Below are 5,103 nucleotides of genomic sequence, written 5' to 3'. Positions count from 1 at the left end.
ATTTTTATACTAGAAGATGGCGAGAATGGCCGCTTACTTAAATTGAGCGCACAACCATAAACCAGTTTAGCTTAAACCTGCCGACAACAGGCTTAATGTCGATTCGGTGCCGGCGCACCTAGGCTTGGGCTTGCTCTTGGCTAATTTGGCGCAGTGCATTTGCAAACACGTCTGCTGGCTGCCCACCGCTGATGAGGTGTTTGTTATTGACGATCACCGCCGGCACCGACGAAATTCCCATGGTTTGGTAATGCTGCTGCTCTTTGCGAACATCTTCCGCATAGGTGTCCGCGCTCAGAATAGCTGCCGCGATGTCAGTATCTAGACCAACTTTGCTCACCGTATTTAAGAGCTGATGATGATCGCTAGGATTGCCAGATTCTTTGAAATATAAATCAAACAGCGCCAATTTAAGCTCGGTTTGTTTATTCTCTTGTTTCGCCCAATGCAGCAGTCTATGCGCATCGAAGGTATTGTAGATTCTGCCGCCGCCACGATGACCAAATTCATAGCCCACATCCAAACCACGCTGCTTTATGGCCGCCCTATTTTGCTCTATTTGCGCGGTATCGATGCCATACTTTTGACCGAGGTGTTCATTAACTTCCTGGCCTTCAGCCGGCATACTCGGATTGAGTTCAAAGGGATGCCAGGTGATGTCTGCACTCACTTCTTTGCTTAATTGTGACAGCGCGAGTTGCAAGCTGTTGTAGCCGATAATGCACCAAGGGCACGAAACGTCTGACACGATATCAATTTGTAGCTTCACCATTCGATCTTCCCCTAAGACGCTGCACGATGTCGGCATAGTATCATTAAGTGCGAAGAGACGGATTGGAGATAAATCGACTTGTCAGTAATATTCGTACATTATTCGATTATCATTAATATTAACAATACTATTAATATACCTTAGGCGCTTTGGCGCCGTCTTCAAACTGATACCTAATATGAAAGTTCTACTCATTATTACCGCACTACTCTTCCTTGTAGCCTGCTCAACATTGGCTTTTAACAAGTCTGCCGGTTTCCAAAAAACAAAGAATGTAGTCTATAAAAAGATCGACGGAGCATCCTTAGCTGGGGATCTCTATATCCCCAACACTGACGGTCTAAAGCCGGCCGTTGTGGTCGTTCACGGCGGTGGCTGGACTAACCGCAGCGGAACCATGGACGGCGTCAGCACAAAACTAGCTAAGGCGGGTTTTGTAGTATTCAATATTACCTACCGGCTGGCGCCACAGAACCGCTATCCTGCACCGGTCAACGACGTCTCAGACGCCATCACCTGGCTGTATGATCATGCAGATGACTATCAAGTAGACACCACTAATATCAACGGTTGGGGTTACTCTGCAGGCGCACATTTAATTTTGATGGCAGGTCTAGATAAACCGCAGTCACCCCATTTACGCGGCATCGTCGCGGGCGGCACACCAGCAGACCTCACCAAATGGCCGAACTCTCCAATGGTGCGTAAATTGATTGGTGAAGCCATGGTAAACGCTACAGAGGAATGGAAGAATGCCTCTCCGGTTAATCACGTCGCTAAAAATTCACCTGCGGTATTTTTATATCACGGCCAATGGGACAAGCTCGTCGAGCCCGAGCAAATGACGTTGATGAAAGAGGCATTGGACAAGCAAGATGTTAAGGTAGAAACCTACACTGTGCCGGTTCTGGGCCACCTTCTAACGTATGCACTGGCGGGTGGCGCCGAGAGTCGCGGCATTGGCTTTTTACGTGAGCAGAAAGTTGCTGAATAGCAGGAAGACAAGAAAAGATCTGAGCGTCGGCGTTGTTTCTTGACCCCTGCGCTCATTTATTCAAGCCTTACACCGCAGCTATTGCCTTTCTTAGCTCAATCACCATTTTATGACCGCTCTCTCCACGCATATGGTAAAGCGAAAGCTCGGTCAGCCCTGAAAATTTCGTTTAAAGCATTCCAGTTGTCTCCGTTTCAGGCAGACACCCCCATCTCCCATGTTGAAAACATCCCACTCGGTTATCTCTGTATAGTCGAGTAGCAGCAGTATTTGGTGGCGACCATCGCGGAGAATTTTGTGATGAATTTAATTGACCGAACTTCGCGATCCCGCTAAACACTGCAGAAAATAATGTTGGTTGAAATCCAGCAAGCCCGTCACTGCTTTAGCGACGTTATTCTGGCGCGCAGACACCACTATTTTTTCAATATCTTCTAGCTTAAAACTTTCAGAGGGCTGACTGGCGTAGATTAAACGGACCAAGAGCATGTTATGAGTCTCCGAAGCGCGACACTCATCATATAAACTTTGGCATCCTATTATATTAGCGGTATAAACCTATCTACCCTCGTTTATTACTTAACAATATTGCAGAGCGAGGCCTGCAATATTGCCGAGTTTTAAAGTCCCTTCGAGTACAAGACCACACCATTTAAAACGTGGCTATGACGGGCTATACGAAGGTCCACAGCCTATGCCTTAGCCGTGAGCTTCACCATCATTTTAGAATAGCCCTTTACGAAATTCGATTGCACATATTCTGGCTCAGCAAGCACTTCAATATTATCAAAGCGCTTGAGTAACTCTTCCCAGAGTATACGCAGCTGCATTTCTGCCAAACGGTTACCCATGCAGCGGTGAACACCAAAGCCGAAGGACAGATGATTACGGGCATTTTTGCGGTCGATAATGAAATCATCGGGCTGAGCTATAACCCGCTCATCACGATTACCCGACACATACCACATCACCACTTTGTCGCCTTTTCTGATGGTTTGGCCGTTCAGTTCAACGTCTTCCTTGGCAACACGGCGCATATAGGCAAGCGGGGTTTGCCAGCGAATAATTTCCGATACCATATTAGGGATCAGGCTCGGCTTGTTCTTGAGCTTTATAAATTCGTCGGGAAACTTACTGAAGGCAAATACACCACCGGTCATAGAGTTACGGGTGGTATCGTTACCGCCCACAATTAGTAACGCTAGGTTGCCGAGAAATTCCATAGGACGGTTGATCATGTCTTTGGTATCTTCATTGGCCAGCAACATGCTGATCAGATCAAAACCCATTTTTTCACCGGCGGCTTTTTTGGCCTCTTTTTCACGCCACAACGTCGAAAATGCTTTTGCGACCTCTGCCGCTGCCGCAAAGCCCTGATCGGTTGATGATTTACCACCGGTCAGCTCCAAGCCGCCACCAATAACATCGGACCAATCAGCCAGATCGCGGCGTCGTTCATAAGGAAAGTCGAACAAGGTGGCAAGCATTCTTGCGGTGAGTTCTATAGAGACTTTTTCTACCCAGTCGAAGGGTTCATCAATGGGGAGACTGTCTAAAACGTCTGCTGCTCGACTGCGAATCAGACCTTCCATCTCCTTGAGGTTTTGCGGTGCAACAACACCTTGAACGGCCTGCCGTTGGACATCGTGCTTAGGAGGGTCCATGGCAATAAAGGTGTCGGCATGGAGGCCTTCAGGGCGGTCGCCCAGCATGATAATAGGTTCGGCCGAGAACAACTCGTGGTGCTTGTCGACAAACATAATGTCTTCATAACGGGTAACCGACCAGAATGGCCCAAAGCGGCTACTTTTTTGATAGTGCACCGGGCGTTCGTCGCGCAGGCGCTTAAAATAAGATTCCCACCGGTTCTGCTTAAACAGGAATGGGTTGCTGACGTCGATATCTTTGAGTTCGAGGTCTGCCACGTTGGGAATATCCGTCTCAACAAAGGGTGGGAAGTCCTGAATCTTAAAAATCTTCTTCCTAGCCTTTTGATATAAATGAGCACCTTTAATTTGCACATGAATAGGCACCACAGCAGCGCTCTTTTCAATTATTGAAGTGCCTTTTTCAATGACGACTGATTTAATATTCATATGTTTTCCAACCCTGCAAAAGTTTTTATTATTGCTCTAGAGCGCATTTTTATGCCCAACTGTAGCAGACTCTACATTTGAAATTCAGGTAGACGAACAACCATGCCATCCATGGAGGCGGAGGTTGTTACTTGGCAAGACAAACGCGAGCTAGCAGATTTTTCAGGTGTCATATCCAACATCAGTATTTCTTCTTCACTAGCACTACCAAGCGCAGTCACCCATTCAGGATCAACGATGACATGGCAGGTGCCGCAGGCACATGAACCGCCACAGTCAGCATCGATACCGGGCACTAGATTATCCATCGCAGTTTGCATCAGGGACTTACCCTCTTCAATGTCAACCATATGCTGGGTGCCGTCATGTTCTACAAAAGTAATAATGCCCATAAAGTCCTCGACTAAATCGATAAATGAAACCGTTAGCAGCAAGTCATGCCTTGATGGTTCAGAGCTGTCTTGCTTTTTTATTTTAATTAATCTACTCACAAGTAGATTAATTGTCAAGCAGCTTGAATTCTGCGAAAATACCGCGATATAAACACAGACCGCCTACCCAATTAATCAGACGTCACGAGATCGCCATGGCACGCCCCAAAAGACAAAATAACTCACCGGAAACCCGCCAACGTATATTAGAGGCCGCCCGCATTGAGTTTGGCGCGCAGGGAATTGCCGCCCCGCTAGAGGCTATCGCGGCGCGATGCGATATTAAGCGGCCATCGTTGCTTCACCATTTTTCATCCAAGCAAGAGCTGATCGCCGCGGTCACTGACGACATCCTGCGACTCACCCGAGAGCGCCTGCTCGATACTATCTCAAATCAAAACGGTGATTACGCCACCACTATGCAGCAGATATTCGGTGTCTTACGACAACTTGAACAAGAAGAAAAAGGCATGGCAGGGGTTTTGGTTCATGCCATGTTGGCGGAAGACGCGGGTGGCCCAGTGACGGCAAGAATGGGGGAGCTCATTGATATCATTTATGCCTCTTCGGTAATGGCGGGCAGTCAAAAAACCCAGAACCCTGAAGAATTTCGAGCTGCGATAGCCCATTTGGTTATTGGTGAATTAACGCGCGAGGCACTGGGCACTCGCGCTAAGGCCCTTTGGGGTGGCGGTGATGGCTTAACCCCATTATTCACCAGCTACTTCCTCGACGACAACTCTCGCAAGACAGATTTATAAGCGGCGCGAATTACTCTTAAACTGATCCCACGCCGCGTTTTCTTTCGCA

At 47.7% G+C, this 5,103-nt stretch carries 6 protein-coding genes; 2 read left to right on the top strand and 4 right to left on the bottom strand.

The window, feature by feature from the left end:
* Positions 1-118: 118 nt before the first annotated feature.
* The gene (locus ACI955_RS17100) at positions 119-772 is read right to left on the bottom strand and encodes a DsbA family oxidoreductase (RefSeq protein ID WP_415244957.1); all 654 of its coding nucleotides are present in this window, start codon (positions 770-772) and stop codon (positions 119-121) included.
* 178 nt (positions 773-950) lie between these two features.
* On the opposite strand from ACI955_RS17100, the gene ACI955_RS17095 reads away from it, so the two are divergent.
* Positions 951-1,766 (top strand): alpha/beta hydrolase fold domain-containing protein, encoded by an 816-nt coding sequence (locus ACI955_RS17095; RefSeq protein ID WP_415244956.1) that lies wholly within the window; start codon positions 951-953, stop codon positions 1,764-1,766.
* 306 nt (positions 1,767-2,072) lie between these two features.
* Here ACI955_RS17095 and ACI955_RS17090 read toward each other — a convergent pair whose 3' ends face one another.
* The 3 genes from ACI955_RS17090 to ACI955_RS17080 form a co-directional block, all read right to left on the bottom strand.
* A complete protein-coding gene (locus tag ACI955_RS17090; protein ID WP_415244955.1) occupies positions 2,073-2,255 on the bottom strand; it encodes a BLUF domain-containing protein in 183 nt (60 codons plus the stop codon).
* Between the two features lie 203 nt (positions 2,256-2,458).
* Positions 2,459-3,862, bottom strand: coding sequence for a cytochrome P450 (locus ACI955_RS17085; protein ID WP_415244954.1), 1,404 nt, complete (start codon positions 3,860-3,862; stop codon positions 2,459-2,461).
* 71 nt (positions 3,863-3,933) lie between these two features.
* Positions 3,934-4,254 (bottom strand): 2Fe-2S iron-sulfur cluster-binding protein, encoded by a 321-nt coding sequence (locus tag ACI955_RS17080; RefSeq protein WP_415244958.1) that lies wholly within the window; start codon positions 4,252-4,254, stop codon positions 3,934-3,936.
* A gap of 194 nt (positions 4,255-4,448) precedes the next feature.
* Between ACI955_RS17080 and ACI955_RS17075 the strand changes: the two genes are divergently transcribed.
* Positions 4,449-5,054 (top strand): TetR/AcrR family transcriptional regulator, encoded by a 606-nt coding sequence (locus tag ACI955_RS17075; protein ID WP_415244953.1) that lies wholly within the window; start codon positions 4,449-4,451, stop codon positions 5,052-5,054.
* Positions 5,055-5,103: the final 49 nt, after the last annotated feature.

This window comes from Zhongshania sp. (genome assembly GCF_047636175.1).
Classification (GTDB): domain Bacteria; phylum Pseudomonadota; class Gammaproteobacteria; order Pseudomonadales; family Spongiibacteraceae; genus Spongiibacter.
Note: the sequence above shows the minus strand (reverse complement) of the source record. Positions and strands in the feature narration are given on the sequence as shown.

Coding starts and splice junctions, on each gene's coding strand:
- ACI955_RS17080 (WP_415244958.1), bottom strand. CDS start 4,254: ATGGGCATTATTACTTTTGTAGAACATGACGGCACCCAGCATATGGTT.
- ACI955_RS17085 (WP_415244954.1), bottom strand. CDS start 3,862: ATGAATATTAAATCAGTCGTCATTGAAAAAGGCACTTCAATAATTGAA.
- ACI955_RS17095 (WP_415244956.1), top strand. CDS start 951: ATGAAAGTTCTACTCATTATTACCGCACTACTCTTCCTTGTAGCCTGC.
- ACI955_RS17090 (WP_415244955.1), bottom strand. CDS start 2,255: ATGCTCTTGGTCCGTTTAATCTACGCCAGTCAGCCCTCTGAAAGTTTT.
- ACI955_RS17075 (WP_415244953.1), top strand. CDS start 4,449: ATGGCACGCCCCAAAAGACAAAATAACTCACCGGAAACCCGCCAACGT.
- ACI955_RS17100 (WP_415244957.1), bottom strand. CDS start 772: ATGGTGAAGCTACAAATTGATATCGTGTCAGACGTTTCGTGCCCTTGG.